Genomic DNA, 24938 nt, shown 5'->3' on the forward strand with positions numbered 1-24938 from the left:
GGAGCGGGGGTTCGGGGGCTGGCCCCCGAGACGGGGTCTGGGGCGGAGCCCCAGAAGGATGGGACGGGTAGGGGCGGCGGGGGCGAAATCCCCCGGCCGACCGAATCGTCGGGCTCGTCCCCCGCATTCCGCCCCGATTCGTTCCGTGCTTACGATGCGCCCTGTCGTACGACAGTTCTCGCACCACTCGGACGAGGAGCACGGTACTAGTGGAGATACCCCCGCCCTCTGGGCCCCAGCAGCCTCAGGGGCAACCCCAGGGGCAGCAGCCTCAGGGGCAGTACCCGCCGCCGGGCCAGCCGCAGGGACCGTACGGCGAGGGGCCGTACGGTCCGTATCCGGGCCAAGGGCCGGGACCGTACCCGGGTGGTCAGGGTCAGGGGCAGGGGCAGGGGCCGTATCCGCCGCAGGGGCCGGGCCCGGGCCCGTACGGCTATCAGCCCTGGGGACAGGGCTACTCCCCGTACAACAGCCCCGCGCCCGTCAACGGTCTCGCGATCGCCGCGCTCGTGCTCGGCATCCTGTGCTTCCTGCCGTTGATCGGGCTGATCCTCGGATTCTTCGCGCTGGCGCAGATCAAGAAGAAGGGCGAGCGCGGCAAGGGCATGGCGATCGCCGGGATGATCCTGTCCGGGATCGGCGCCGCCCTCCTCGCGATCGCGTTCATCACGGGCGGCGCGGCCGAGTTCTGGGACGGCTTCAAGGAGGGGGCGCGCGACGCGAGCGAGAACGGCGCGACCTTCTCCGTGAACGAGGGCGAGTGCTTCGACACGCCGGGCGGTTCCCTGGAGGGCATGGCGTACGACGTCGACACGGTGTCCTGCGAGGGCGAGCACGACGGCGAGGTCTTCGCGAACTTCAAGATGGCGAGCGGCAGTTACCCCGGCGACGACGCGATCACCGAGGCCGCCGACGACAAGTGCTACACGCTCCAGTACGCCTACGCGATGGACTCCTGGGCCCTGCCCGACAACGTCGACATCTACTACTTCACGCCCACCCGGGACAGTTGGAGCCTCGGCGACCGCGAGATCAGCTGCCTGTTCGGCAACGTGGACGAGAAGGGCAGCCTGACCGGCTCGCTGCGTCAGGACGAGACGACCCTCGACGCCGACCAGCTCGCCTATCTGAAGGCGGCCCAGGTCCTCAACGAGGCCATGGACTCGGTGCCCGAGGAGGAGTACGTCGAGGACGACCTGCCCGGCCACAAGGAGTGGGCGACCAGGGTCTCGGGCGCTGTCACCGAGCAGATCGGCATGCTGCGCGACCACGACTGGCCGGCCGACGCGAAGGAACCGGTCACCGCGCTGGTCAAGGACCTGGAGACGGCACAGGGGGAGTGGGCGAAGGCGGCGAAGGCCTCCGACGCGGACGTCTTCTACGAGCACTACGACAAGGCGCTGCAACTCACCGACGCCAAGAAGACGGTCACCACGCGCAAGGCTCTGGGTCTCGAATCGACGCCCCCGGAGTCGTACGAGGACGACGGCGGTGAGGGCGGCGGTACAGGAGGCGGCACGGGAGGCAGTGGCGCAGAGGTGTGACGGCGGCTATAGCGGGGAGAAAGTGCCTGCGTAAAGCCCCCGAGGGCCCCGAGTAATCACATCGAGTGATTCTCTGGCCTTTGCTTGCCTGGCACAACCCACGGTTGCCACCCTGTTGCTGTCTGTACAACTTGACGGGAGTGGCCAGTGACATTCGGTGAGCAGCCGGCGTATCTGCGCGTCGCAGGTGATCTTCGCAAGAAGATCGTCGACGGATCGCTGCCACCGCACACACGGCTCCCGTCACAGGCCAGAATCCGCGAGGAGTACGGGGTCTCGGACACGGTCGCCCTCGAGGCCCGCAAGGTGCTGATGGCCGAGGGCCTTGTCGAGGGCCGCTCGGGGTCCGGCACGTACGTGCGCGAGCGCCCGGTGCCGCGCCGTATCGCCCGCTCCGGGTACCGGCCGGACAGCGGCGCGACGCCGTTCCGCCAGGAGCAGGGCGATGTCTCCGCGCGCGGCACATGGGAGTCGCACAGCGCGCAGGCCGAGGCCAGCGGCGCCATCGCCGAGCGGCTCGGCATCCAGACCGGCGACCGCGTGATGTGCACGAAGTACGTCTACCGGGACGGGGGCGAGGCGATGATGCTCTCCACCTCCTGGGAGCCCCTCGCCGTCACGGGCCGTACGCCGGTGATGCTCCCCGAGGAGGGCCCCCTCGGTGGCATGGGCGTGGTCGAGCGCATGGCGGCCATCGACGTGATCGTGGACAACGTCACGGAGGAGGTGGGCGCGCGGCCCGGCCTCGCCGAGGAGCTGTCGGCGCTGGGGGGTGTGCCGGGGCACGTCGTGCTCGTCATCCAGCGGACGTTCTACGCGTCGGGCCGGCCGGTGGAGACGGCGGATGTGGTGGTGCCGGCGGATCGGTACCGGATCGCTTATCACTTGCCGGTGAAGTAGGCGGCGAAGTGAAACAGGCGGTGAAGCGGACGGTGAAGTGAAACAGGCGGTGAAGTGAGCGTTGAAGTGAAGTAGGTCGTATGGGTCGGCCCGGGCGTCGGCCCATGAGGTGGCCCGGTGGTTCCGCCCGGCAGATGCCGGTGGAATTCGGTCTTTCTCGCGGCGGGCCGCCCGTTCTCGTACTGGCCCTACGGCCCTGTCTCCGTGCTGCTGGCCCGACCCCGAGGGGGTATGAGGGGGCGCATCCATCAGGGTGCGCCCCCTCTGTGCTGGCCGGTTGCGTACCTCGCGAGTGCCTCTTTGTGAAAAGGCGTATTCGCTGCGTGAAGGTTAGGCGTAGGCTCGGGCATATGCGGATTGCGGTTTCCTTATGGGACGGGGCAGGGCGCGAGCCGGGGGCGGGGAGTGGAGGGGCGCGATGAACGACGGCACGATCACACTTCCCTGGCTCGTCATACGACAGGACGACAACGGCAATCGCTACCGCGTCGGCAGGTACGCGACGAGGGCCGAGGCCCAGAAGATCGCGGACAGCCTCGACGACCGTGGGCACAAGCAGCTCTACTGGGTCGAGCGGATCGGGCAGAACGGCGCGAAGTGACTGACGCGGGCGTGGGCGGCTGACGCCAGCGTGGTCGCGCGGCTCCCGTAGGCTCCGGCGCATGACCGAACGGATCGTGGTGGTGGGAGCCGCCGTGCTGCGGGACGGGTGTCTGCTTGCCGCGCGCCGCAGTGCGCCTGCCGAGTTGGCCGGGCGGTGGGAGTTGCCCGGGGGCAAGGTGGAGTCCGGTGAGACTCCTGAGCGGGCTCTGGTGCGGGAGCTTCGCGAGGAACTGGGCGTTGAGGCGGAGCCGGTGACGCGGGTCCCGGGCGAGTGGCCCCTCAAGCCTCCGTACGCCCTCCAGGTCTGGACCGTCCGTCTCCTCCCCGACTCCCCCGCCCCCAAGCCCCTCCAGGACCACGACGAACTCCGCTGGCTGCGCCCGGAAGAGCTCTGGGACGTGGAGTGGCTGGACCAGGATGTGGCGGCTGTCTTGGAGGTTGCGCGGGAGTCTTGGGGGAGTTGGGGGAGTGGGCTGCCTGGGGCTTGAGGCGTGTGTTGCCTCGCCCCCGCTGAAAATCAGCCCCTCCGGCGTTTGAGGAGCGGGGGTTCGGGGCTGGCCCCCGACGGGGTCTGGGGCGGAGCCCCAGAAGGATGGGACGGGTAGGGACGGCGGGGGCGAGAAAACCCACCCCAGACCGCCCGCCCCCCGCCACGTGTGACCAGCGCAACTTCGCGCACCCGAGTCTGCGGGATGCGGGACGCGCACCGTACGTGGGACGCTCGGCCCCGCGAGGCGCATGTGGCGGCTGAGGCGAGCGCCGAGTACGCCGTTCGTGCCACAGTGCGCCCTCGCGCACGGTACTCCGCCCGGGATATCGGGTATGTGCCCATTAACCCCATGAAACCGGACATGGTCCGCTTCTGGCCTGGGAGTGATCTGCGTGATCCACACCGAGGGCGACACCGCCGAGTGGACCTTCCCCGCGGATCCAGGCGCCGTGCGGACCGCCCGCACGGTCGTCCGTGGCCAGCTCCGCTCCTGGGGCCTCGAGTCCCTCGGAGACGTGACCGCGCTGCTGGTCAGCGAGCTGGTGACCAATTCCCTGCGGCACGCGACGGGCCCCATCGGCGTACGCCTCGTACGCCCCGCGGAGCCGCTCGACGCCCTGCTCGTAGAGGTCTCCGACCCCCTCCCCGACCCACCCCGGGAACGCGCCGCCCAGCCCGAGGACGAAAGCGGCCGAGGACTCCAACTGGTGGCGAACTCCTCGCGCCGCTGGGGCACCCGACCAGGCGGAACAGGCAAAACGGTGTGGTTCGAACTGGCCCTGCCGGGCTGACGGAAAGCCGACCGGAGGCCGTCCCAATGTCGACCGGAGGCGGACCGTATGCCGGCCGAAAGCCGGCCGAAAGCCGAGCGAATGACGGGCGAATGACGGGCGAATGCCGAGCGAAAGCCCGACCGCAGGGCGATCTGGAGGGGCCCCCGGGGCGCCGGCGTCGCCTCGGACATGGGAGCTACCCGGAGTCTGTGGTTCGACGGGGTGCCGCATGGTTAGAAGACTGGGAGTGTTTGTCGCGGCCGGTCCTAAAAGCATCGGGACCGTGCTGTGATCGTGAACACCGTGTTGTGCGGCACCGTAGTGCTGGATACTGCGGGCAGCCGCCTCCGGTGACCGGTGCCGGACGCGGTGAGCTGGAGGGGACGGTTCGCGTGAGCGAGATACCAGCGAAGGCCACGGAGTCCGAGGACCCGTCGGGCGGCGCGATGGCTGATGCGACGACAGGCGATGGCGCCGCGCCGGCGCCGGGCCGGGTGCCGGGCGAAGTGGGGGGCGGACTGCCCGGCGAGGCGCCGGGCGAGGTGCCCGGCGAGGTCGTGTGGCAGAGCAGTCCGCCCGGATCGATCTACGACTACATCAAGGTCGCCTCGTTCTCGATCGGCCCCGACGGCCTCGTCGACCAGTGGAGCCTGCGCGCCGAGCAGCTCTTCGGCATCGGGACCGAGCAGGCGCTGGGCATGGACCCGATCGAGGCCTTCGTCGCGGAGGACAAGCGCGAACTGGGCCAGCGGAAGATGGCCGAGGTCCTCGACGGCAGAGAGTGGACCGGTGTGGTCCCCTTCCGGCTGCCGGACCCCGAGGGCACCGGCCGGATCGCCGAGGGACTCGCCGAGGTCTACGTCATGCCGACGCGGACCGAGGAGGGCGAGCGGGCGGCCGTATGCATCGTCGTGGACGTGCGCACCCTGCGCCGGATCGAGACCGATCTCGCCGCTTCGCAGGCGATTTTCGGCCAATCTCCGTTCGGTTTCCTCCTGATCGACCCGGACCTGCGGATCCGCCGCGCCAACGAGCGGTTCGCCTTGGTCTTCGGCGGCACCGTCGACGACCATCGCGGACGCACAGTCAAGGACTATCTGGGACCGGGCGAGGCGGAACGTGTCGCCGCGGTACTGCGCAGGGTCCTGGAGACGGGTGACTCGGTCACGGAGATGCTGGTCACGGGCACGGTGCCCGGCTCCACCGAGCGTCGCCACTGGTCCATCAACCTCTATCGCGTACACAGCGGTTCGGGCCGTCCGATCGGTATCGCCTGGCTGGGCACCGACATCACCGGGCGCCGCGCCGCCGCCCGCGAGGCCGCGCAAGCCCGGCGCAATCTCGCCCTCCTGAACGAGGCGGGCGCGCGCATCGGCAACTCGCTCGACCTGGAGACCACGGCCCGCGAACTCCTCGACGTGGCCGTGCCCGGCTTCTGCGACCTCGCCTCCGTCGACCTCTACCAGGGTCTCCTCGCCGGTGACGAGACCCCGCCGGGCCTCGCCGACGGCAGCGCCGAGCTGCGCCGCGTCGCCTTCTCCAGCGCCGTGTCCGACGCTCCCTTCATCGGCGGTCCGGAGGCCGTGAACGTCGGCGCGGTCCACCACTACGCGTTCAACTCCCCGTTCGCGGACGCCCTGCGCACCGCCCGCCCGCAGGCCGTCGCCGCCGAGGAGGGCGGCCTGATCCAGTCCACGCTCGCGGTCCCGATGGTCGCCCACGACACGGTCGTCGGGCTGGTCCAGTTCTCCCGTACGAAGGGCAGCGAGCCGTTCGGGGAGCGCGACCGCGCCCTCGCGGTCGAACTGGCCGCGCGTGCCGCGGTCTGCATGGACAACGCCCGCCTCTACCGCCGCGAACACGAACGCGCCCTGATACTCCAGCGTTCCCTGCTCCCGCCCGGCGACCCGGAGGCCTCCGGCCTGGACATCGCCTGCCGCTACCTCCCGGGAAACGCGGCCACGGAGGTCGGCGGTGACTGGTTCGACGTCATCGAACTCCCCGGCCACCGCACGGCGTTGGTCGTCGGCGACGTGATGGGCCGCGGCCTGCGCGCGGCCGTCGCGATGGGTGAACTCCGCACGGCCGTACGCACCTTGGCCCTCCTCGACCTCGAACCGGCCGAGGTCCTCTCCGCGCTGGACGAGATCGCCCGGGGCCTGGGCACGCCCGGCGGAGTCCAGCAATCTACGCGCGGTGCCCGCCAGTCCCGGGACGCCGACCTCTCCGAGGTCTACCTCGCCACCTGCGTGTACGCGGTCTACGACTCCGTCACACGCCGCTGCACCTTCGCCAACGCGGGCCACCTCCCGCCGGTCCTCGTCGAGCCCGGCGAGAGCGCGCTCATGCTGGACGTACCGCCGGGGATGCCGCTCGGCGTGGGCGGCGAGCCGTTCGAGGAGGTCGAGGTCGAGCTCCCGGAGGGTGCCCTGCTCGCGCTCTACACGGATGGGCTGGTCGAATCCCGCGACCACCCCCTCGACGAGGGCCTGCAGGCCTTCGTGGGCGCCCTCACGGACCCCTCCAGCCCGCTGGAGGACGTCTGCGACCACGTCCTCAACACCCTCGACACGCACCACGGCGAGGACGACATCGCGCTGCTGATGGCACGTGTCCAGGGGCTGCCCGCCGAGTCGGTCGGCGACTGGACGCTGCCGCGCGAGCCGCGCAGTGTGGGCCGCGCGCGGGAGTACGCCCGCGGCCAGCTGCTCGGCTGGGGCCTCGAACCGCTCGTCGACACCGCCGAACTCCTCGTCAGCGAACTCGTCACCAACGCCCTCCGTTACGGCGAGGGCGAGATCCGCCTCCGCCTCCTCCTCGACCGCACCCTGGTCTGCGAGGTCTGGGACGCCGGCCTCGTCCAGCCCCGCCGCCGCCGGGCCCGCGACACGGACGAGGGCGGCCGGGGCCTCCAACTGGTCGGCCTCCTCAGCGCGGCCTGGGGCTCCCGCCGGACGCCCCGCGGGAAGACGGTGTGGTTCGAACTGCCCCTGCCCAACGGCGAATCGAGCCTGACGGATCCGGCGGAGGCGTTGCTGAGCCTGTTCTGAGCCTGGTTGGCCCGGGTGCAGGGCGAGTCGGCCCGTCGGCTCACAACCGAACGAGTCGGCCCGCCGGTTCACAACCGACCGCCACCGGCCTCCCGCCGTCGCGTCCCACCGCGCCGTCGAAGAGGTGTAGTCACCCGCCTACGCCGACTCGGACGGCCTCCGGCGGATCTTGTTCCCCAGCCACACCAGCGGATCGTACTTCCGGTCGACCGCCCGTTCCTTCAAGGGGATCAGCGCGTTGTCCGTGATCTTGATGCCCTCGGGGCAGACCTCCGTGCAGCACTTGGTGATGTTGCAGTAGCCGAGCCCGTGCTCGTCCTGGGCGGTGCGTTTGCGGTCCAGACCGGTCTCGGAGGCCGCGTCCAGCGGGTGCATGTCCAGCTCGGCGACCCGCATGAGGAAGCGCGGGCCGGCGAAGGCGGTCTTGTTCTCCTCGTGGTCGCGCACCACGTGGCACGTGTCCTGGCAGAGGAAGCACTCGATGCACTTGCGGAACTCCTGGGAGCGGTCCACGTCCTCCTGCATCATCCGGTACTCACCTGGGCCGACACCCTCCGGCGGTACGAACGCGGGCACCTCTCGCGCCTTCGTGTAGTTGAAGCCGACGTCGGTGACGAGGTCACGCACAACGGGGAAGGCCCGCAAGGGAGTTACGGTGATCGTCTCCTCCCGCGTGAACACCGACATCCGCGTCATGCACAGCAGCCGCGGCCGCCCGTTGATCTCCGCCGAACACGAACCGCACTTGCCCGCCTTGCAGTTCCAGCGCACGGCGAGATCGGGGGCCTGGGTCGCCTGGAGGCGGTGGATGATGTCGAGGACCACCTCGCCGTCGTTCACCTCGACCTTGAAGTCCTCCAGGCCACCGCCCTCGATGTCCCCGCGCCACACCTTGAAGCGGGCCTCATAGCTGCTCACTCGTAGAGCTCCTCTTCGGCGAGGTACTTGACCAGCTCCTCCTTCTCGAAGAGGGCGAGCAGGTCGGGGCGGATGGGTTCGGTGGTCTCGCGGACCAGATCGATCTGACCGTGTACGGGATCGGTGGCCGCCAACCCGCCCGTCGGGTCGGTCAGTTGACAGAGCAGGTTCACGCGCCGCCAATCCCGCTCCATCGCCGGATGGTCCTCCCGCGTATGGCCGCCGCGCGACTCCGTACGCTCCAGCGCGGCCCGCGCCACACACTCACTGACCAGCAGCATGTTCCGCAGGTCGAGTGCCAGGTGCCAGCCCGGGTTGAACTGCCGGTGCCCCTCGACCCCGGCCCGCCGCGCCCGTACCCGCAGGTCCGCGAGCTTCTCCAGCGCCGCCTCCATCTCCGCCTCACGACGGATGATGCCGACGAGGTCGTTCATCGTCTGCTGGAGCTCCTGGTGGAGGGTGTACGGGTTCTCCGGCGGACGCCCCTGCTCGGCACCGGGCTCGGGGCCCTCGGCCGAGAAGGGCCGCAGTGCCTCCGCGGCCGCCGTGTCGACCTGGACGTCGTCCACGAGGGGCCGTCCCCCGGAGAGCCCGGTGGCGTACTGCGCGGCGTGCAGCCCGGCCCGTCGCCCGAAGACCAGCAGGTCGGAGAGCGAGTTGCCGCCGAGCCGGTTGGAGCCGTGCATCCCGCCGGCCACCTCCCCGGCCGCGAACAGTCCGGGCACTCCACGGGCCGCCGCCGTGTCCGACTCGACCGCGATCCCGCCCATCACGTAGTGACAGGTGGGCCCGACCTCCATCGCCTCGGCGGTGATGTCGACGTCCGCGAGCTCCTTGAACTGGTGGTACATGGACGGCAGCCGGCGCCTGATCACCTCGGCGGGCATGCGCGTGGAGACGTCAAGGAAGACACCGCCGTGCGGGGAGCCGCGGCCTGCCTTGACCTCCGAGTTGATGGCCCGCGCCACCTCGTCCCGGGGGAGCAGTTCGGGGGGACGCCGGTTGTTGTCCGGGTCCTCGTACCAGCGGTCGCCCTCCTCCTCCGACTGCGCGTACTTCTCCTTGAAGACGTCCGGGATGTAGTCGAACATGAACCGCTTGCCCTCGGAGTTCCTGAGCACCCCGCCGTCCCCGCGCACGGACTCCGTGACGAGGATCCCTTTCACCGACGGCGGCCAGACCATGCCGGTCGGGTGGAACTGCACGAACTCCATGTTCAGCAGCGGCGCACCCGCGAGGAGCGCCAGCGCGTGACCGTCACCCGTGTACTCCCACGAGTTCGACGTCACCTTGAAGGACTTGCCGATTCCGCCGGTGGAGATCACGACCGAAGGGGCTTCGAGGACGAAGAAGCGGCCGGACTCGCGCTCGTAGCAGAAGGCCCCGGAGACCCGGCTCCCGTCTTTGAGGATCCGGGTGACCGTGCACTCCTGGTAGACCTTCAGCCGCGACTCGTAGTCACCGGTTTCCTTGTAGTCCTCCTGCTGGAGCGACACGATCTTCTGCTGGAGCGTCCGGATCAGCTCGAGTCCCGTGCGGTCGCCGACATGCGCGAGCCGCGGGTACTCGTGCCCGCCGAAGTTGCGCTGGGAGATGCGCCCGTCCTTCGTACGGTCGAAGAGGGCGCCCCAGGTCTCCAGCTCCCACACCCGGTCCGGGGCCTCCTGCGCGTGCAGTTCGGCCATCCGCCACTGGTTGAGGAACTTGCCGCCGCGCATGGTGTCGCGGAAGTGGACCTGCCAGTTGTCGCCGGCGTTGACGTTGCCCATGGCCGCCGCGATGCCGCCCTCGGCCATCACCGTGTGCGCCTTGCCGAACAGCGACTTGCAGATCACGGCCGTACGCGCCCCGCGCTCGCGTGCCTCGATGGCGGCCCGGAGGCCGGCGCCCCCGGCACCGACCACGACGACGTCCCACTCCTGTCGGTCGACCACGGACATCAGAACAACCTCGGATCGTCGAAGGCGCCGGACGCGACCAGGTACACGTAGAAGTCGGCGAGTGCCACGCTCACCAACGACGTCCAGGCGAGCAGCATGTGACGGGCATTCAGTTTTCCGACGAGCTGCCAGGTCCGGTAGCGCACGGGGTGCTTGGAGAAGTGCTTGAGCTTGCCGCCGACGATGTGCCGGCAGGAGTGGCAGGAGAGGGTGTAGGCCCAGATCAGCACGATGTTCACGAGGAAGACGATCGTGCCGAGGCCCATGTGGCCCCACTCGTAGTGCTCGTCACGGAAGGCGAGCACGGTGTCGTACGTGAGGATCCCGGCGACCGGCACCGCCGCGTAGAAGAAGTAGCGGTGGATGTTCTGGAAGATCAGCGGGAAGCGGGTCTCGCCGGTGTACTTCTTGTGCGGCTCGGCGACCGCGCAGGCCGGGGGCGAGGCCCAGAAGCCCCGGTAGTAGGCCTTGCGGTAGTAGTAGCAGGTCAGCCGGAAGCCGAGCGGGAAGATCAGGATGAGCAGCGCGGGGGACAGGCCCCACCAGCTGCCGAAGATCTCCCAGTTCGGGCCGCTGCGCATCGGCTCGCAGTTCTCCGCCAGACAGGGCGAGTAGAACGGCGAGACGTACGGGGCCGCGTAGTAGTCGCTGTTCGCGAACGCCCGCCAGGTCGAGTAGACGACGAAGGCCAGCAGCCCGGCCGCGGTGGCGGCGGGCGCCAGCCACCAGCGGTCGGTCCGCAGATGCGGGGCGGCGATCGCGGCGCGCGTACGGGTCCGTACTCCGCCGCTGTTCATTTGGGGTTCCGTACCAGTGGCCAACTCAAAGCTCCGGTCGGGGATCAGGGTGCGTGGCGGTCGCGGGCGCCGAGACCCTCGTCGTCGGAGTCCGTCCACAGGGTGTTGTCGTACGGGGTGTCGGGGATGGACACGAGGTCGGGGCGCCGGGGTTTGGCGAGGTCGGGGGCGGCCTCGCGCAGCAGCGCCACGCTCTCGCGCAGATGGTCGGCGTCGGTGCGTACCCGGCGGATCTCCAGGCCGCCCCCACCCATCTGCTGTTCCAGACGCTTCACGGACCTCACCAGGTCGTCGAGACAGCGCTGGACTGACGTCAGGTCGTCGTGCACGGACATGACTTGCCCTCACTTCCGCGGACCCTCCGGCCCAAAGGCGGCAACGTTCATGCGCCTGCGAGTGTCGCGCGTCACATCGGTCCCTGTGAAGGGATCTGCATGGATTACCGGATCGTGTCGTCCCTCGCGCGCCGTACGCGCGCCCCCCCGGCCGGGCGGGGCGCGCCCCTTCGCGCGAAACCGTTGGGCCGGACGGGTGGCCTTCCGTGGCCCGGTCGCCGTGTCGCCGCCCGGAGGCGGCGACGGTCCCCTTCAGTGGGGCGATACATCTGATCAACGCCATTATACCGCCAAACGTGATCTACATCACAAGGCCTGACCTGCACGCTCAACGTGATCAGCACCGCCCCGGAGGTACCAGTCATGTCCCACGACGGCGTCGGACCCCGCGCGGTGATGCGCTCGGTCGCGTTCCTCACGGCGGGCGTGCTCGCGGTGCCCGCCCTCGCCGGATGCAGTGAGAAGGACGAGGCCGGCAGGCCCACCGCGGGCCAGGACATCGCCCCCGCGGGGCGTGCTCTGATCGCCGACGGCGGCACGGTGCGCTGGGCCGTGGACAGAGTCCCGCAGACCCTCAACACCTTCCAGGCCGACGCGGACGCCGCCACCTCGCGCGTCGCGGGCGCCGTGCTGCCCGCCATGTACCGGCTCGACGCCAGCGGCCGGCCGCAGCGCAACCCCGACTACCTGGAGTCCGCGAAGGTCGTGAAGCGCGAGCCCAAGCAGGTCGTGCTCTACAAGCTCAACCAGCAGGCCGTCTGGAGCGACGGCCGGGAGATCGGCGCAGCCGACTTCGCCGCCCAGTGGCGCGCCCTGTCCGGCAGGGACACCGCGTACTGGACCGCCCGCAACGCCGGCTACGACCGCATCGAGAAGATCGAACGCGGCGCCAGCGATCTCGAGGTGCGGGTCACCTTCAGCAAGCCGTACGCCGACTGGCAGTCGCTCTTCTCGCCGCTGTACCCGAAGGACGTCATGGGCGCCCCGGGCACCTTCAACGACGGTGCCCGCCGCAAGCTGAAGGTCACCGCGGGGCCCTTCGCGATCGACAAGATCGACCGCGAGGCCGGCGACGTCACACTCAAGCGCAACCCGCGCTGGTGGGGCCGCCCCGCCAAGCTCTCCGAGCTGGTCCTGCGCGCCGTACCGCGGGAGCGGCGCGCCGCCGCGCTCGCCGACGGCCGGCTCGACCTGGCCGAGATCGACTCCTCCGAGGCCCACCGCATCGCGCTGGCCGCCCGCGACAAGGGGAAGTCCCTGACGCAAGGGCCCGGCGCCGCGCTGACACCCGGCAAGGCCCTGCGCTCCTGGGCGATCGCGCACGGCTCCGACGAGGAGGCGGCCGACGAGGAGATCACGGCCCGCGAGAAGCGCGGCAAGGCCATCGCGAAGTACGCCGACGAGCAGTCGGCCCTGCGCGCCTTCGAGGTCCGCAAGTCCCTCGAACCCGCCTTCACACAGCTCGCGTTGAACGGATCCGAGGGTCCGCTCGCCGACGAACGGGTCCGCCGGGCCGTGGCCCGCGCCCTGGACCGGGACGAGCTCGCCCGGGTGGTGCTGCAGCCCCTGGGCCTGCCTGCCGAACCGGTCGGCAGCCATCTCGCGCTCGCCGGACAGCACGCCTACGCCGACAACAGCGGGGCACTCGGCGACCAGGACACCAAGGAGGCGCAGGCGCTGCTGTCCGACGCCGGGTGGGTGGCCGGCGGTCCCGTCAAGGAGAAGAAAGAGAAGAAGGCGGCCGGCGCCGAAGCCGCCAAGACGTCGAAGAGCGACGACGGCTCAGGGGACGACGGTACGTACATCGTCGGCGAGGACCCGAAGCCGGGCGAGGCGTACGGCTCCGCTTACGGCTCCACGGACAGCTTCGCCGGGGATGACAAGCCTGGTGACAGCGGCAGCTCCGCCGTACTCGCGCCCGCCCCCATGGCCCGGCTGCAGCGGGTCGCACTCCTCGACCAGGCCTATGCGCTGGGCGCACGCGACGAGGCCGAGCGGGAGAAGAAGAAGCAGGAGAAGAAGCAGCCGAAGGGGAAGCAGGACGGGGCGGACACGTCCGGCCAGGCTGCGAAGAAGCACCTCGCCCAGGACGGAAAACAGCAGCTCAAGCGTGGTGGCGCCCCCGGCGCGTACGCACCGAAGGGCACGGCCGCCCCGGAGCGTGCCGCGGCCGGACCGCTCGCCAAGGACGGCAAGCCGCTGTCCCTGCGCTTCGTGCTTCCGTCGGGCCCCGGCTCGGAGTCGCTGCGGGCGGTCGGCGAGCGGATCTCACGGATGCTGGAACGTATCGGCATCCGTACGGAGATGTCCAAGGTCGCGGACGAGAGCTACTTCAAGGACCACATCGCGTCGGGTCAGTACGACCTGGCGCTGTACTCCTGGCCCGCGTCCGCGTTCCCCGCGACCGACGCCCGTCCCATCTACTCCAAGCCGGTCCCGGCGGCCGACGGCTCCCTGAACGTCGAGCAGAACTACACGCGGGTCGGCACCGACCAGGTCGACCAGCTCTTCGACCAGGCCATCGCCGAACTCGACACCGGCAAGTCCCGCTCCCTGATCCGCAGGGCCGACGCCCGCATCTGGTCCGCCGCGGGTTCGATCCCCCTCTACCAGCGCCCCCAGCTCACAGCAGCCCGCACCGCCCTCGCCAACGCAGGCGCCTTCGGCTTCCAAACCCCGATCTACGAGAACATGGGCTTCTTGAAGAAGAGCACGAGGCCGCAGGCGACCCCATCGTCCTGAGCAGGGCATTGCCCGGTAAGTGGGCGCGGGGCTGTGACATATGCGGCGTCGCCGCGTGGGCGCGCGCAGCCCCCACAGCCCGCCTGTGAGAACCACCCCACCCGGCCAGCGAAGCCCAAGCGGCCGCGTGCCCGTACGATGGAGTAAGGCCGTGGCATGTTCAAGCCCGGCGGGGCCCCGCTCGGCGGTGGCCGTTCACTCACTCCGGGAGAAGCGCCTCAATATGGCCACGCGCCACGACATCCGCAACGTCGCCATCGTCGCCCACGTCGACCATGGCAAGACCACCCTGGTCGACGCCATGCTCAAGCAGGCCGGTGCCTTCGCCGCGCACGCCGCCGAGTCGCTCGACGACCGCATGATGGACAGCAATGACCTGGAGCGTGAGAAGGGCATCACGATCCTGGCCAAGAACACGGCGGTCAAGTACCACCCGAAGGATGGCGGCGACGTCATCACGATCAACATCATCGACACCCCCGGCCACGCCGACTTCGGCGGCGAGGTCGAGCGCGGCCTGTCGATGGTGGACGCGGTCGTCCTCCTCGTCGACGCCTCCGAGGGGCCGCTGCCCCAGACCCGCTTCGTGCTGCGCAAGGCGCTGCAGGCCCGCCTGCCCGTCATCCTGTGCATCAACAAGACGGACCGCGCGGACTCCCGTATCGACGAGGTCGTGAACGAGGCGTACGACCTCTTCCTGGACCTCGACGCCGACGAGGACCAGATCGAGTTCCCCATCGTCTACGCGTGTGCACGCGACGGCGTGGCCTCGCTGACCAAGCCGGAGGACGGCACCGTCCCGGCCGACAGCGACAGCCTGGAGCCGTTCTTCTCCACGATCCTGTCGCACGTCCCGGCCCCCGAGTACGACGAGGAGGCCCCGCTCCAGGCGCACGTCACGAACCTGGACGCCGACAACTTCCTCGGCCGTATCGCGCTGCTCCGCGTCGAGCAGGGCGAGCTGCGCAAGGGCCAGACGGTCACGTGGATCAAGCGTGACGGCACGATGTCCAACGTCCGCATCACCGAGCTGATGATGACCGAGGCGCTCACCCGCAAGCCCGCCGAGATGGCCGGCCCGGGTGACATCTGCGCCGTCGCCGGTATCCCGGACATCATGATCGGCGAGACCCTCGCCGACCCCGAGAACCCCATCGCGCTGCCGCTGATCACGGTCGACGAGCCCGCGATCTCCATGACCATCGGCACGAACACCTCGCCGCTGGTCGGTCGCGGCGCCACCGGCAAGGGCGCGGACAACAAGGCCGCGGTCAAGGACCGCAAGGTCACGGCCCGCCAGGTCAAGGACCGCCTCGACCGCGAGCTGGTCGGTAACGTCTCGCTGCGTGTCCTGGACACCGAGCGTCCCGACGCCTGGGAGGTGCAGGGCCGTGGTGAGCTGGCGCTGGCCATCCTGGTCGAGCAGATGCGCCGTGAGGGCTTCGAGCTGACCATCGGCAAGCCGCAGGTGGTCACCCAGGTGATCGACGGCAAGGTCCACGAGCCGGTCGAGCGCATGACGATCGACGTCCCCGAGGAGCACATGGGCGCGGTCACGCAGCTCATGGGCGTCCGCAAGGGCCGGATGGACAACATGTCCAACCACGGTTCGGGATGGGTGCGTCTGGAGTTCGTCGTGCCGTCCCGCGGTCTCATCGGGTTCCGGACCGAGTTCCTCACCGGCACCCGCGGCACCGGCATCGCGCACTCGATCCACGAGGGCCACGAGCCGTGGTTCGGCACGCTGACGACCCGTAACAACGGCTCGCTGGTCGCCGACCGCTCCGGCTCCGTCACCGCCTTCGCGATGACGAACCTCCAGGAGCGCGGCGTGCTCTTCACCGATCCGGGCACCGAGGTGTACGAGGGCATGATCGTCGGCGAGAACTCGCGCGCCGACGACATGGACGTGAACATCACCAAGGAGAAGAAGCTCACCAACATGCGGTCGGCCGCGGCCGACTCGTTCGAGGCGATCGTCCCGCCGCGCAAGCTCTCCCTGGAGCAGTCCCTGGAGTTCTGCCGCGACGACGAGTGTGTCGAGGTCACCCCGGAGTCCGTCCGCATCCGCAAGGTGAACCTGGACGCCCGCGAGCGCGCCCGCGCCGCGAGCCGCGCCAAGCACGGCTGACGCTCTCTCAGACGGCGCCGCACGCCTCTGAACGCCCGGTTCTCCGCACGACGGGAGCCGGGCCTTCAGCGTGCCCGAGTGCCGAAACCGTCCTACTTCGGGCGACGGCGGAATCGATGCCACTGCGTTCGCATACCGGGCATCGGGCAATCAAGTTTCGGACACGTAAACGAAATTTTCCTCACCGATGTCCGTTTTGGGAGATTCACATCTCACCTGTCAAGCGCGCGCAGGTGTCATTCTCTGCAATTTTTGCTCAAAATATCGACGGTAGGGAGATCCCTATGTCTTCCGCCCTTGACGCGCGTTGACCCACTTGGTGAAAGTTCCCTGAAACCACAGAACCTGCCGGTATCTGTGCTGCGCTCAACTCTCCATCCCCCGGGGGAAGAACAAAGATGACCAGTCCAACCAAGGCCGAGGGCTCCGGGCCGTCGGCGGCCTTGGACCCCGAGCTCGCGACGATCGCCGAGCCCGCCGAGGCGGAGAAGCTCGAGGGCCGTTCCCCCGGGCAGTTGATGTGGCATCGCTTCAAGCGGGACCGTACCGGAGTGATCTCCGCGGGCGTAGTGATTTTTTTCTTCGCCATCGCCGCCCTGGCCCCGGTCATCTCGAAGCTGTATGGCAAGGACCCCTACACGCTCTACGCGCAGGAGCCCGACTACCCGTTCCTGCTCGATGACTTCGCCATGCCGACCGGTTCCTTCGGGGGGATCTCCGGTGACTTCTGGTTCGGCGTGGAGCCCAAGCTGGGGCGCGATGTGTTCACCATGCTGCTGTACGGCATGCGCACCTCGCTCTACATGGCCGTAGTCGTCACGGTGTTCAGCGTTGTGACGGGCGTCATCATCGGTATGGTCAGCGGCTACTTCGGTGGCAAGGTCGACTACTGGCTGGGCCGGACGACCGACTTCTTCCTGGCCTTCCCGCAGCAGTTGTTCTTCATCGCCTTCATGCCGGTGGTCACGGCGCTGTTCGTCTCCCCGACGGACGAGACTCCGGTCTATCTGCGCGCCGTCGCCATCATCCTCGTGATGTGGTTCCTCGGCTGGATGGGCATGGCCCGCCTGGTGCGAAGCTCCGTGCTCTCCCTGCGGGAGCGGGAGTTCGTCGAGGCGGCCAAGGTCTCGGGAGCCTCTCCGGCGCGCATTGTCCGCAAGGAGATCCTGCCGAACATCGTCACCCCCATCCTCGTGCAGGGCACCTACATGCTGCCCAGCTCGATCCTCTCCATCGCCTTCCTCTCGTTCGTGGGTGTGGGCTTCACCGAGCCGACGCCGGACTGGGGCCGCATGTTCGCCATCGGCGCCGGAGTCTACGAGCAGGACCCCATGTTCATGTTCTTCCCGGGCGTCGCGATGGTGGTCTTCGTGCTCTGCTTCAACCTTCTCGGCGACTCCGTCCGGGACGCATTCGACCCCAAGACCGGACGCTAACCGTCCATTGGTGGTGGGGGGGCTGCCACCCCCGTTCCGGGCGACCGGACCGTCAGGCAGCACTCGTGGACAACTATCGACAGGTAGGTGCATCGGCATCATGAAGCCCAACAGATTGCGCACCGTGCGCGCCATAGCCGTCGCCATCACAGCGGGGTCGCTGGCGCTGACCGGCTGCTCCAGTGACAGTGGCAAGGACAACTCCAAGGACAACTCCAAGTCCAAGGAAGACGCCGCCGCACAGTCGAATCCTGTCGCCTACGGTGACGCCCAGGCGTCCAACGGCCCGGCCGAGGCGGTGGCCGGGGCCAAGTCCGGCGGCACCATCAACGTGTACCAGCAGTCCGACCTGACCCACATGGACCCGGGTCAGATCTACGTCAGCGACGCCGGCCAGTTCGCCAACCTGGTCCACCGCGGTCTGACGAACTTCCAGGAGGACGACAAGGGCAACCTGACGGTCGTCGGTGACGTCGCCACCGACTCCGGCAAGTCGTCCGACGGCGGCAAGACCTGGACGTACACCCTCAAGGACGGCATCAAGGACGAGGACGGCAACGCCATCACGTCCGCCGACGTCCGCCACTCCATCGAGCGGATGTACGCCAAGTTCATCTTCGACGGTCCGACCTACGTTCAGACGTGGCTCTCGGGTGCCGAGTACCGCAAGACGCTGCCGGACGGCCCCTACAAGGGCAAGCACCTGCCGGACTCCGTCCTGGAGACCCCGGACGACAAGACCGTGGTCTTCCACTTCAAGCAGGCCCAGCCGGACCTCCCGCAGGCCCTGGCCATGGCCGGCTACGCCATCGTGCCCGAGAAGCAGGACACGAAGGAGAAGTACGACAAGGCCCCGGCCGCCCTCGGCCCGTACAAGGTCTCGGAGTACAAGGCAGGCAAGTCCGTGAAGCTGGTCAAGAACGACCAGTGGGACGAGAAGACGGACTCGGTGCGCCACCAGTACGTCGACGGCTACAACTTCACCAACACCATCGACCAGGCCAGCCAGACGAAGCGTCTGCTCGCCGACCAGGGCGAGGCCAAGAACGCCATCCAGTTCACGGACTCGGTGGACCCGGCCCAGCTCTCCACGGTCATCGGCAACGCGGCCGCGAAGAAGCGCACCATCCAGGGCTACCAGCCCTACGTGTGGCAGCTCTCCTTCAACCTCGACAGCGCCAAGATGAAGGACAAGAAGGTCCGCGACGCGATCACCTACGCGATCCCGAACCAGTCCATGGTCCAGGCCGACGGTGGCCGGTACGGCGGTGAGGTCGCCGGTGGTCTGATGGCGCCGACCCTGCCGGGCTTCGACCCGAAGTACGACCCGTTCGGCAAGCTGAAGAAGCCCAACGGTGACCCGGCGAAGGCGAAGCAGCTGCTGGAGGAGGCGGGCGTCAAGGAGGGCACCAAGCTCAGCTACGCCTACTCCAACACCCCGCGCGGCCAGGCCCAGATGGTCATCATCAAGGACGCGCTGAACAAGCTCGGCTTCGACGTCCAGGCCAAGGAGATCGACCGCGCGACGTTCTACGAGCAGGTCGGCAAGCTGAAGAACCCGTACGACCTCTACATGACCGGCTGGGGCCAGGACTGGCCGTCCCCGGGCACGGTCATCACCCCGGTCTACGACGGCACGCAGGTCGCCGACGGTTCGCCGAACTACTCGCACATCAACGACAAGCAGGTCAACGACCTCATCCAGAAGGCCCTGACCGAGCAGCCGGAGGCCGCCGCCAAGACGTGGGCAGAGGCTCACCACCGCATCGTGGAGGAGATCAACCCCGGTGCCCCGGTGTACTACTCGAAGCAGATCCAGCTCTACGGTTCGAACATCGGTGGTGCCCGGTACAGCGTCGAGTCGAGCTACATCGACATCAACGACGTGTTCCTGAAGCAGCCGTAATCCGTCAGTTCGGCTGATCCGCGGGGGTGTGCGCCAGGCGGAGCGCACCCCCGCGGACGGTATCCCCCTCCTGCCGCCGCGTTTCGAAGAGAGCATCCACCCGCCATGCTTCAGTTCCTCATCCGCAGGCTGATCGGCGCCGTCGTCATCATGTTCCTGATCGGCGCCTTCACGTTCTTCCTGTTCTATACGATCCCTCAGGACTTCGCGCAGCTGGCCTGCGGAAGAAACTGTTCCCCCCAGAACATCGAGGTCATCCGGGAGAACCTGGGCCTGGACAAGCCCATCACGACGCAGTTCTGGGAGTTCATGACCGGCATCGTGTCCGGGCGGGACTTCCCCCAGGGGCACTGTTCCGCCCCCTGCCTGGGCGTCTCCTTCGACACGGGTGACTTCGTCTGGGACTCCATCATGGACCGCTTCCCGCTGACGCTCTCGCTGACGGTCGGCGGCCTGGTGATCTTCCTGCTCTTCGGCCTCGGCACGGGTCTGCTGGCCGCGTGGAAGCGCGGTACCTTCGTCGACAAGCTGGTGAGCGGCGCCTCGATGGTGCTCAGCTCGTTCCAGATCTACTTCCTGGGCCCGATCGTCCTCGGCCTCCTCGTCTACAGCACCGGCTGGATGGAGAACCCCAGGTACGTCTCGTTCACCGGTGATCCGGCGGGCTGGTTCGTGGGGATGCTGATCCCCTGGGCCGTGATGGCGACGATCTTCACCGCCCAGTACACGCGTATGGCACGCTCGACCATGATCGAGCAGCTTCAGGAGGAGCACGTCCGCACCGCGCGCGCCAAGGGCATGCGGCAGCGGTACGTATTCTTCAGGTACGCCTGGCGCGGTTCCCTCATCCCCATCGTCACCATCATCGGCATGGACCTCAGCGCACTCCTCTCGGGCGCCGTGGTCACGGAGTTCACCTTCGACCTGGCCGGTATCGGGCGTCTGGCGGTCGAGTCCTCGCTGACCAAGGACCTTCCGCTGACGATGGGCGTCATGCTGTTCGGGGCCTTCTTCATCCTGATCCTGAACATCATCGTGGACCTCGCCTACGCCTACATCGACCCGCGCGTGCGCCTCGCCTAGGAGAAATACCGTGACCACACTGACCAAGACCGAAGGCGCCGAGGCCCCGAGCGGGTCTGAGGCCTTCCTCTCGGTCCGCGACCTGCGGGTGCGGTTCTCCACCGAGGACGGCATCGTGAAGGCCGTCGACGGACTCTCCTTCGACGTCGAACGGGGCAAGACCCTCGGCATCGTCGGTGAGTCGGGCTCCGGCAAGTCCGTCACCAACCTGGCCGTTCTCGGTCTGCACAACCCCAAGAGCTCCACCGTCGAGGGCGAGATCGTCCTGGACGGGAAGGAACTGGTCACGGCGACCGAGAAGGAGATGGAGAAGCTTCGCGGCAACAAGGTCGCGATGATCTTCCAGGACCCGCTGACCGCGCTCTCGCCGTACTACACGGTGGGCCGGCAGATCGCGGAACCGTTCATGAAGCACACCGGCGCCTCCAAGAAGGAGGCGAAGGCGCGGGCCATCGAGATGCTCGACAAGGTCGGCATCCCGCAGCCCGCCATGCGCTTCAACGACTATCCGCACCAGTTCTCCGGCGGTATGCGCCAGCGCGCGATGATCGCGATGGCCCTGATCTGCGACCCCGATCTGCTGATCGCGGACGAGCCGACCACGGCCCTGGACGTGACCGTCCAGGCGCAGATCCTGGACCTGCTCAAGGACCTCCAGCAGGAGTTCGGTTCGGCGATCATCTTCATCACCCACGATCTGGGCGTCATCTCCAACATGGCCGACGACCTGCTGGTGATGTACTCGGGGCGTGCCGTGGAACGCGGCACCGTCCGCGAAGTCCTGCGCAACCCCCAGCACCCCTACACCTGGGGTCTGCTGAGTTCGATGCCGCGACTCGGCGGTGACACGGCGCAGGCGCTCACCCCGATTCCCGGGACTCCGCCCAGCCTGCTGAACCCGCCGTCGGGCTGCCCCTTCCACCCGCGCTGCGGCTTCACCGCCGAGGTCGGCGGAACCCGCTGCTCGGACGAGAGGCCGCAGTTGCCCGAGGGCCGGGGTGCCGCCTGTCATCTCGGCGCGGAGCAGAAGTCGACCTTTTTCATCGAGCAGATCAAGCCCCGGCTGGGCTAGGGAGAACGAGACATGAGCGACAAACTCACCCTGCCGAAGCCGCAGGACCCCGTCGACGGAGTCGGCGAGACGCTGCTCTCCGTCGAGGGCCTGACGAAACACTTCCCGATCTACGGCGGCTTTCCGATCAAACGCAAGGTCGGAGCCGTGCAGGCGGTGGACGGAATCGACCTGTCCGTCGGCGTCGGCGAGAGCGTCGGCCTGGTCGGTGAGTCCGGCTGCGGCAAGTCGACGACGGGCCGGCTCATCACCCGGCTCCTGGAGCCGACCGGCGGCAAGATCACGTACGCGGGGCAGGACATCACGCATGCCTCGCGCAAGCAGATCGCCCCTGTACGGTCCGAGATCCAGATGATCTTCCAGGACCCGTACTCCTCGCTGAACCCGCGGCAGACCGTCGGCACCATCATCAAGTCGCCGATGGAGGTCAACGGCATCAATCCGCCGGGTGGCCGGGAGACACGAGTCCGGGAACTGCTCGAACTCGTCGGCCTCAACCCTGAGCACTACAACCGCTTCCCGCACGAGTTCTCCGGCGGTCAGCGTCAGCGCATCGGTGTGGCCCGGGCGTTGGCCCTGCAGCCGAAGCTGATCGTCGCCGACGAGCCGGTGTCGGCCCTGGACGTGTCGATCCAGGCGCAGGTCGTCAACCTGCTGCAGAAGGTCCAGGAAGAGATGGGCATCGCCTTCCTCTTCATCGCCCACGACCTGGCGATCGTCCGGCACTTCTCGCAGCGCCTCGCGGTGATGTATCTCGGCAAGGTGGTGGAGGTCGGCGACCGGGACTCCATCTACAACCGGCCTCGCCACCCCTACACCCATGCCCTGCTGTCGGCGGTTCCGGAGGTCGCGCTCGACGACGAGCCCCAGGACCGCGAGCGGATCCGGCTCTCCGGCGACGTTCCCTCGCCGATCCACCCGCCGTCCGGCTGCCGCTTCCGCACGCGCTGCTGGAAGGCGCAGGACAAGTGCGCCACCACGGAGCCCCCGCTGGTCCAGATCTCCGGAAACCGTGCGGGTCACCTGACGGCCTGCCACTTCCCGGAGGACCCGACCACCGAGGCGCGCGACGAGGACATCGTCCTCGACCCGGCGCTGGCGGCGCTGGAGAAGGACGTGGAGGACTCGAAGTAGGGCAGAGCTCGGAGCGGGGCGTAGGGCTGGTCCGGGGACTGGCGGGACTGGTGGGAGCGCGGGGGCTCCCACCCAGTCCCCGGAAGCCGTTGAGTGTGGGTACGTACGCCTGCGCTCGCGCTCCGCGAGCCAACAGACCGGCCCGCTCCGCGAGTTAATCGTTCGACATCCCCTCGGCCGTCGGCGATGCTCCCTGCGATGAGTCGAACCGACACGCCTCCCGTATGGGACGAGCGCACGCAGCTGGCCACCTTCCTCGACTACGTACGGGACACCGCGCGCGCCAAGTGCGAGGGTGTGACGCCTGAGGACGCGCGGAAGGCGCCGCTTCCGGGGTCCCCGCTGATGACGCTGTGCGGGCTGATCAGCCATCTGCGGTGGGTCGAGCACTACTGGTTCGAGGTGGTGTTCCTGGGTGAGGAGCTCCAGGGACCGCTCGCCGGGGCGACCGAGGACGACCCCGACCCGGAGATGCGGACCGCCGTCGACATCCCGCTGTCCCAGCTCCTCGCCGAGTACGAGGAACAGAGCGCCCGCTGCCGCCGACTGCTGGCGGACCACGACCTGAACACCGCGGCCAAGCGCCCCGTCAGGGACGGCCGGTACGTCGACCTCCGCTGGGTGGTCCTCCACATCATCGAGGAGACCTCCCGCCACAACGGCCACCTCGACATCGTCCGCGAACTGGTCGACGGGAACACCGGCGTCTAGCGATGGCATGCGTTCGGCGAGGGCGTGCGATTCAGCGGTGACTCGCGACAAGGCCCATGGAGGAGCCAGTTGAACCAGGTGAACCCCACCATCCGCCACATCACCTTCGACTGCACCGGAGACCCGTACGATCTCGGGCTGTTCTGGAGCGAGCTGCTCGGACGGCCGCTGGCCGACGACGACAAGCCCGGCGACCCGGAGGCGGTACTCAAGGATCCCGACGGCGGTCCGGCCCTGCTCTTCGTCCGGGTCCCGGAGGGCAAGACGGCCAAGAACCGCATCCACTTCGACCTGTGGCCACAGGGGCGCACCCGGGAGGCGGAGGTCGAGCGGGCCGTCGCCCTCGGAGCCCGCCTGATCGCGGACCGGACCCGGCCCGACGGCGGCGGCTGGTTCACCCTGGAGGATCCCGAGGGCAATGAATTCTGTGTAGAGCGGGGGGAGTTGGGCCGGATCACCGACACCCCGTCTGACTCGGCCGACTCGGCCGGCGCCCTCGGGTAGTCGGGGGATGTCTTCGGCGCTCCGCCCGGAGCCGTCTCGCCTGGAGCCGTCTCGCCCGGAGTCGCCACACCCGGAGTCACTCCACCTGGAAAAGGTCACCCCGGACAACGTCGAGGCCGCAATCGCCCTCAAGGTCCGCCCCGACCAGGAACGCTTCGTCTCCCCGGTCGTGAAGTCCCTGGCCGAGGCCTACGCGCAGCCCGAGACCGCCTGGCCCCGGCTGGTGTACGACGGCGACGAACTCGTCGGCTTCGTCATGGCCTTCTTCGACGTCCGCTTCGACCCCGACAACCCCGACGACCGCCCCCGCTCCGGCCTCTGGCGCCTCAACATCGCCGAAGGCAAGCAGGGACGCGGATACGGCCGCTTCGCGGTGGAGTCGGTCTGCGAGGAGATCCGCCGACGCGGCAACTCCCACCTCGTGACGGTCACCTGGGCGGAGGGCGAGGGCGGCCCCGAACCGTTCTACCTGCGGCTCGGCTTTCACCGTACGGGGGAGATGAGCGGGGACCAGGTCGTGGGGGAGCTGGATCTGAACCGGTGGGCCGAGGGGCGGTGAGCCGGGGCGTCTGACGAGTAGGGCACGTCAGCCCGCTTCCTCGGTACCCCTGGACAGGCGGGGCGCCGACACGGTGTCCCGGGATCTCCGGGGAGTGGCACGCCGTCAGATACCCCTCCCCGTTCCCCTCGACGCGCACCAGCCCCGGCGCTCCGACGTGCGCCTCTCCGTGGCCTTCCAAGCAGTGAGTCCGGAAGCGGCAGTCGGATGGCGAGTTGCGCGGGGGAGTGTTCGATATGCAGCCTCCGATGTTTCGTCATGCACGCACCCGGCCGTGGCGCGCCGTGCGTGCATTCGGAGGGTGTCTCCA

The 24938-nt window shown here is 68.7% G+C and carries 20 protein-coding genes; 16 read left to right on the top strand and 4 right to left on the bottom strand.

Features of this window, described 5'->3' with window-relative positions; translation table 11 throughout:
* Nucleotides 1-209 precede the first annotated feature (209 nt).
* The 6 genes from GAS53_RS19985 to GAS53_RS20010 all read left to right on the top strand — a co-directional run bounded on the left by GAS53_RS19985 (nucleotide 210) and on the right by GAS53_RS20010 (nucleotide 7360).
* Nucleotides 210-1544, top strand: coding sequence for a DUF4190 domain-containing protein (locus GAS53_RS19985; protein ID WP_151478999.1), 1335 nt, complete (start codon nucleotides 210-212; stop codon nucleotides 1542-1544).
* Between the two features lie 147 nt (nucleotides 1545-1691).
* Nucleotides 1692-2444 carry a GntR family transcriptional regulator gene (locus GAS53_RS19990; protein WP_151479000.1) on the top strand — a complete coding sequence of 251 codons (753 nt, stop codon included), beginning with the start codon at nucleotides 1692-1694 and terminating at the stop codon, nucleotides 2442-2444.
* A gap of 418 nt (nucleotides 2445-2862) precedes the next feature.
* Nucleotides 2863-3045, top strand: a complete 183-nt coding sequence (locus tag GAS53_RS19995) for an SPOR domain-containing protein (protein ID WP_151479001.1) — start codon at nucleotides 2863-2865, stop codon at nucleotides 3043-3045.
* A gap of 61 nt (nucleotides 3046-3106) precedes the next feature.
* Nucleotides 3107-3535, top strand: coding sequence for a (deoxy)nucleoside triphosphate pyrophosphohydrolase (locus tag GAS53_RS20000; protein ID WP_151479002.1), 429 nt, complete (start codon nucleotides 3107-3109; stop codon nucleotides 3533-3535).
* A gap of 385 nt (nucleotides 3536-3920) precedes the next feature.
* The gene (locus GAS53_RS20005; RefSeq protein ID WP_151479003.1) at nucleotides 3921-4328 is read left to right on the top strand and encodes an ATP-binding protein; all 408 of its coding nucleotides are present in this window, start codon (nucleotides 3921-3923) and stop codon (nucleotides 4326-4328) included.
* 374 nt (nucleotides 4329-4702) lie between these two features.
* On the top strand, nucleotides 4703-7360 hold the full coding sequence (locus GAS53_RS20010; protein WP_151479004.1) for a SpoIIE family protein phosphatase: 2658 nt from the start codon (nucleotides 4703-4705) through the stop codon (nucleotides 7358-7360).
* 138 nt (nucleotides 7361-7498) lie between these two features.
* Here GAS53_RS20010 and GAS53_RS20015 read toward each other — a convergent pair whose 3' ends face one another.
* Genes GAS53_RS20015 through GAS53_RS20030 form a run of 4 tightly spaced genes read right to left on the bottom strand, consistent with a single transcriptional unit; the run spans nucleotide 7499 to nucleotide 11350 of the window.
* Nucleotides 7499-8278 (bottom strand): succinate dehydrogenase/fumarate reductase iron-sulfur subunit, encoded by a 780-nt coding sequence (locus tag GAS53_RS20015; RefSeq protein ID WP_151479005.1) that lies wholly within the window; start codon nucleotides 8276-8278, stop codon nucleotides 7499-7501.
* Complete coding sequence (locus GAS53_RS20020) at nucleotides 8275-10218, bottom strand: fumarate reductase/succinate dehydrogenase flavoprotein subunit (RefSeq protein ID WP_151479006.1); 1944 nt, start codon at nucleotides 10216-10218, stop codon at nucleotides 8275-8277. The genes GAS53_RS20015 and GAS53_RS20020 overlap by 4 nt, the downstream gene beginning before the upstream one ends.
* Complete coding sequence (locus GAS53_RS20025; protein ID WP_151479007.1) at nucleotides 10218-11039, bottom strand: hypothetical protein; 822 nt, start codon at nucleotides 11037-11039, stop codon at nucleotides 10218-10220. The genes GAS53_RS20020 and GAS53_RS20025 overlap by 1 nt, the downstream gene beginning before the upstream one ends.
* Nucleotides 11040-11059: 20 nt before the next feature.
* On the bottom strand, nucleotides 11060-11350 hold the full coding sequence (locus GAS53_RS20030) for a hypothetical protein (protein WP_151479008.1): 291 nt from the start codon (nucleotides 11348-11350) through the stop codon (nucleotides 11060-11062).
* A 363-nt stretch (nucleotides 11351-11713) separates the two neighbouring features.
* On the opposite strand from GAS53_RS20030, the gene GAS53_RS20035 reads away from it, so the two are divergent.
* The 10 genes from GAS53_RS20035 to GAS53_RS20080 all read left to right on the top strand — a co-directional run bounded on the left by GAS53_RS20035 (nucleotide 11714) and on the right by GAS53_RS20080 (nucleotide 24628).
* The gene (locus tag GAS53_RS20035; protein ID WP_151479009.1) at nucleotides 11714-14092 is read left to right on the top strand and encodes an ABC transporter family substrate-binding protein; all 2379 of its coding nucleotides are present in this window, start codon (nucleotides 11714-11716) and stop codon (nucleotides 14090-14092) included.
* A 223-nt stretch (nucleotides 14093-14315) separates the two neighbouring features.
* Nucleotides 14316-16223: a translational GTPase TypA gene (gene typA / locus GAS53_RS20040; RefSeq protein WP_151479010.1), complete on the top strand. Its 1908-nt coding sequence runs from the start codon at nucleotides 14316-14318 to the stop codon at nucleotides 16221-16223.
* A gap of 398 nt (nucleotides 16224-16621) precedes the next feature.
* Nucleotides 16622-17659 (top strand): ABC transporter permease, encoded by a 1038-nt coding sequence (locus GAS53_RS20045; protein WP_151479011.1) that lies wholly within the window; start codon nucleotides 16622-16624, stop codon nucleotides 17657-17659.
* Nucleotides 17660-17759: 100 nt separating this feature from the next.
* Nucleotides 17760-19565, top strand: a complete 1806-nt coding sequence (locus tag GAS53_RS20050) for an ABC transporter substrate-binding protein (RefSeq protein ID WP_151479012.1) — start codon at nucleotides 17760-17762, stop codon at nucleotides 19563-19565.
* Nucleotides 19566-19670: 105 nt separating this feature from the next.
* Nucleotides 19671-20648: an ABC transporter permease gene (locus tag GAS53_RS20055; RefSeq protein ID WP_151479013.1), complete on the top strand. Its 978-nt coding sequence runs from the start codon at nucleotides 19671-19673 to the stop codon at nucleotides 20646-20648.
* Nucleotides 20649-20658: 10 nt separating this feature from the next.
* Nucleotides 20659-21720, top strand: a complete 1062-nt coding sequence (locus tag GAS53_RS20060) for an ABC transporter ATP-binding protein (protein ID WP_151479014.1) — start codon at nucleotides 20659-20661, stop codon at nucleotides 21718-21720.
* Nucleotides 21721-21732: 12 nt separating this feature from the next.
* Complete coding sequence (locus GAS53_RS20065) at nucleotides 21733-22854, top strand: ABC transporter ATP-binding protein (RefSeq protein WP_151479015.1); 1122 nt, start codon at nucleotides 21733-21735, stop codon at nucleotides 22852-22854.
* Between the two features lie 198 nt (nucleotides 22855-23052).
* On the top strand, nucleotides 23053-23565 hold the full coding sequence (locus GAS53_RS20070) for a DinB family protein (RefSeq protein ID WP_151479016.1): 513 nt from the start codon (nucleotides 23053-23055) through the stop codon (nucleotides 23563-23565).
* 78 nt (nucleotides 23566-23643) lie between these two features.
* A complete protein-coding gene (locus GAS53_RS20075; protein WP_404829257.1) occupies nucleotides 23644-24069 on the top strand; it encodes a VOC family protein in 426 nt (141 codons plus the stop codon).
* A gap of 7 nt (nucleotides 24070-24076) precedes the next feature.
* Complete coding sequence (locus GAS53_RS20080; protein WP_151479018.1) at nucleotides 24077-24628, top strand: GNAT family N-acetyltransferase; 552 nt, start codon at nucleotides 24077-24079, stop codon at nucleotides 24626-24628.
* The last annotated feature ends 310 nt before the right edge of the window (nucleotides 24629-24938 follow it).

Origin of the sequence: Streptomyces albicerus, assembly GCF_008905045.1 — a bacterium.
Taxonomy (GTDB): domain Bacteria; phylum Actinomycetota; class Actinomycetes; order Streptomycetales; family Streptomycetaceae; genus Streptomyces; species Streptomyces albicerus.